At 70.3% G+C, this 3,370-nt stretch carries 3 protein-coding genes and 1 pseudogene; 2 read left to right on the top strand and 2 right to left on the bottom strand.

Annotation, left to right across the window (positions count from 1 at the left end):
• Positions 1 to 704: pseudogene (locus tag AB0M52_RS32410) on the bottom strand (penicillin-binding protein); the annotation flags it as partial.
• 196 nt (positions 705 to 900) lie between these two features.
• On the bottom strand, positions 901 to 1,365 hold the full coding sequence (locus tag AB0M52_RS32405) for a DUF5318 domain-containing protein (RefSeq protein WP_363961566.1): 465 nt from the start codon (positions 1,363 to 1,365) through the stop codon (positions 901 to 903).
• 174 nt (positions 1,366 to 1,539) lie between these two features.
• On the opposite strand from AB0M52_RS32405, the gene AB0M52_RS32400 reads away from it, so the two are divergent.
• On the top strand, positions 1,540 to 2,178 hold the full coding sequence (locus tag AB0M52_RS32400; protein WP_363961564.1) for a PadR family transcriptional regulator: 639 nt from the start codon (positions 1,540 to 1,542) through the stop codon (positions 2,176 to 2,178).
• 23 nt (positions 2,179 to 2,201) lie between these two features.
• Entirely contained in the window at positions 2,202 to 3,281 is a 1,080-nt protein-coding gene (locus AB0M52_RS32395; RefSeq protein ID WP_363961568.1) for an inositol-3-phosphate synthase, read from the top strand.
• Positions 3,282 to 3,370 lie beyond the last annotated feature (89 nt).

Raw genomic sequence — 3,370 nt, 5'->3', positions numbered from 1 at the left:
AGCGGGATCTCCTTCGGCAGCACCACGTTGGTCGAGTAGTAGGTGAACCCAACGACGCCGATGCCGGCCAGCATGATGAACACCGCGAAGCCGGCGATCAGCAGGTTCATCCGCTTGCGCTTGCGGGCCCGGGCCACCGCGCCCGGGTCACGGCCGCCACGACCGGGACCGGCCGGGCCGCCCGGCCCCCCGGGGCCACCCGGCCCACCGGGACCGCCGACGCTCGCCCGGGCCACCGCGGCCCGGCCGCCCACGGACGCCGAGCCGACGCTCGCCCGACCGGCCGACGCCGCGCCGACGGCGGCGGCACCGACCGAGGCCCGGCCCGCCGGCCCGCCCGGTGCCGGGCTCACCGGCACCGACGCGCGACCGCCTCGACCGGGAGCGGGTGAGACGGGAACCGAGGCCCGCCCGGGGGCCGGGGAGACCGGCACCGACGCGCGACCGGGCCCGGCACGCCCGACGGAGGCCGAGCCGGCGGCGGATCCGCCACGCGGCGGCACGCTCGCCGAGCCACCGACCGAGGCCCGCCCGCCGGCCGAGGCGCGGGCCGATGAGCCGGCGCCGTCCGGTCCGGTTGACCAGTTGACTCCGCGCGGATCACCACCCGGGCGGCGGTACGCGTCGTCCGCCTGCCCCGGGTCGTCCTGGCCCGGAAGCCGGGCCCGGCCGCGCGAGGAGCTGGGATCACCGTACGAGTTCATTCCTCACACCCTGCCGTCGCGGTGGAGCACGGTCGCGCCGCCACCGGTTTGCCGTGAGTTGCGACACCAGCGAGCACGGCACGGGGGTGCCGTGGAACCAGCGTCAGATCCGAATCATTCGGACTATTCAGACTTGTGACTCGTCGGTCGCCCCGGCCGTTCACATCACGGCCGGGGCCGGCCGATCGAGCTCGATTCACCGTTGCGCCTCTCGCCTTCGCCGGGCACTCATTCCACCAGCGGCGGCCACGCCACTTTGCGTTTCATGCTCCGGCTCGCCGTTCGCGCCAACGGTCAACCCGTCCCGCCCGAGCAGGTACTGCTCGACGAGATGGTTCCAGTCACAGCCGAGGCACACCTCCACCACGAAGACCTGGAACTCACGCAGCGTCATCGCCAGCACGGACAACTCGGCCACCGTACGGGCCTGGCCGGCGGACTGCTTGAGTTCGTCCCCGTAAATGTAGTGGACGTGGGTGAGGTTCTCGCTCCGGCAAATCGGACACCGCTGGTCGGTGGGCTCGCCGTGGAACCGAGCCGCGTTCTTCAGGTACGGAGACGCGTCGCACAGGTCATTGGTGCCGACACGTCCGGCGAGGAGCTCGCGCAGCGCCGCTCGCTTCCGGAGCGAGTAGTCGACGACCTGGCGCTGCGTACGCATGCGGCAAAGGGTACGCGGTCTCGTCTCACGAGGCGACCACCGTGACGATCCGTGATTGAGGCACGCCGAAACGGGGGTTTGCTCCGACCGGGGCGAGACGCTACGGTGCGATGTATCGGTCCGATACATCGTGGCGGTTAGCACTCCACGCACAGGGTAAAGGGAGGGTGGCCGATGCTCGAACTCGCCATCCTCGGCCTGCTGCAGGAGGCCCCGATGCATGGCTACGAGCTGCGCAAGGAACTCACTGCCAAGCTCGGGGCGATCCGGGCCGCCATCAGCTACGGATCGCTGTACCCGACCCTGCGGAGGTTGCAGGCGGCGGGCTGGATCACCGAGGCTGCCGAGACACCCGCCACCGCCGAGGAGGTCCCCGCGCTGACCAGCCGGCGGGGTCGGGTGGTCTACACCATCACCGCGGAGGGCAAGGAACGCTTCGCCCAGCTCATCGCACAGACCGGGCCGGAGACGTACGGCGACACCGGCTTCGGGGTGCACTTCGCGTTCTTTTCCCGCACCGACCAGGCGACCCGACTTCGAATCCTGGAGGGTCGCCGCCGCACGATCGAGGAACGTCGCGAAGGGCTTCGCGACATGCTGGGCCGGGCGGCCGAGCGCCTCGACGCGTACACGTTGGAGCTGCAGCGCCACGGCCTGGAGGCCTGTGAGCGTGAGGTCCGCTGGCTGGAGGAGCTCATCGCCAACGAGCGCTCCGGCCGTGCCCCGACGGTCCCGCACGACGGGACGGCCGGCGGCCGACGAGAAGACAACAGCCCGCCTCCGCCTGGAGAGACCAGGAAAGAGCGGCCGTGACAAAAAAGAAGGAGGCATACGCGATGGGCTCCGTCCGCGTCGCCATCGTCGGTGTGGGTAACTGCGCCTCGTCCCTCGTACAGGGCGTCGAGTACTACCGGAACGCCGACCCGAACGACCGCGTCCCGGGTCTCATGCACGTCACCTTCGGCGACTACCACGTCTCGGACGTGCAGTTCGTCGCGGCGTTCGATGTCGACGCCAAGAAGGTGGGCATGGACCTCGCGGAGGCGATCGTCGCCAGCGAGAACAACACCATCAAGCTCTGCGACGTGCCGCCGACCGGTGTCAGCGTGCAGCGCGGCCCGACCTTCGACGGCCTCGGCCAGTACTACCGCGAGATCGTCGAGGAGTCGGACGCCGAGCCGGTCGACGTGGCCAAGGCGCTGCGTGACGCGCAGGTCGACGTCGTCGTCTCGTACCTGCCGGTGGGCTCGGAGCAGGCCGACAAGTTCTACGCCCAGGCCGCCATCGACGCCGGCTGCGCGTTCGTCAACGCCCTGCCGGTCTTCATCGCCTCCGACCCGGAGTGGGCGCAGAAGTTCACCGACGCCGGTCTGCCGATCGTCGGCGACGACATCAAGAGCCAGGTCGGTGCGACCATCGTGCACCGGGCGCTGGCCAAGCTCTTCGAGGACCGGGGCGTCGAGCTGCTGCGCACGTACCAGCTCAACTTCGGCGGCAACATGGACTTCATGAACATGCTGGAGCGCAACCGGCTGGTCTCGAAGAAAATCTCGAAGACCCAGTCGGTCACCTCCCAGGTGCCGCACGAGATGGCCAAGAGCGACGTGCACATCGGCCCGTCCGACCACGTGCCGTGGCTGGACGACCGCAAGTGGGCGTACATCCGCCTGGAGGGTCGCTCGTTCGGTGACACCCCGCTCAACGCCGAGCTCAAGCTCGAGGTGTGGGACTCGCCGAACTCGGCCGGTGTCATCATCGACGCCGTCCGCGCCGCGAAGATCGCCCTGGACCGTAAGATCGGCGGCCCGATCCTGTCGGCCTCGTCGTACTTCATGAAGTCCCCGCCGGTGCAGTACGCCGACCACGACGCACACGCCGCGGTCGAGGCGTTCATCGCCGGCGAGATCGAGCGCTGACGCTTCACCGCCAGCGCGGGCTGATGCCCGCCATCGGCACCGTCGCGGGGGGGGGGGGCCGGCGCCCACCCCCCGGGCCAGGGCGCCAG

The sequence above is a fragment of the Micromonospora sp. NPDC051296 genome (assembly GCF_040682255.1).
Lineage (GTDB): Bacteria > Actinomycetota > Actinomycetes > Mycobacteriales > Micromonosporaceae > Micromonospora > Micromonospora craterilacus.
This window is presented reverse-complemented; position numbering and strand designations above follow the sequence as displayed.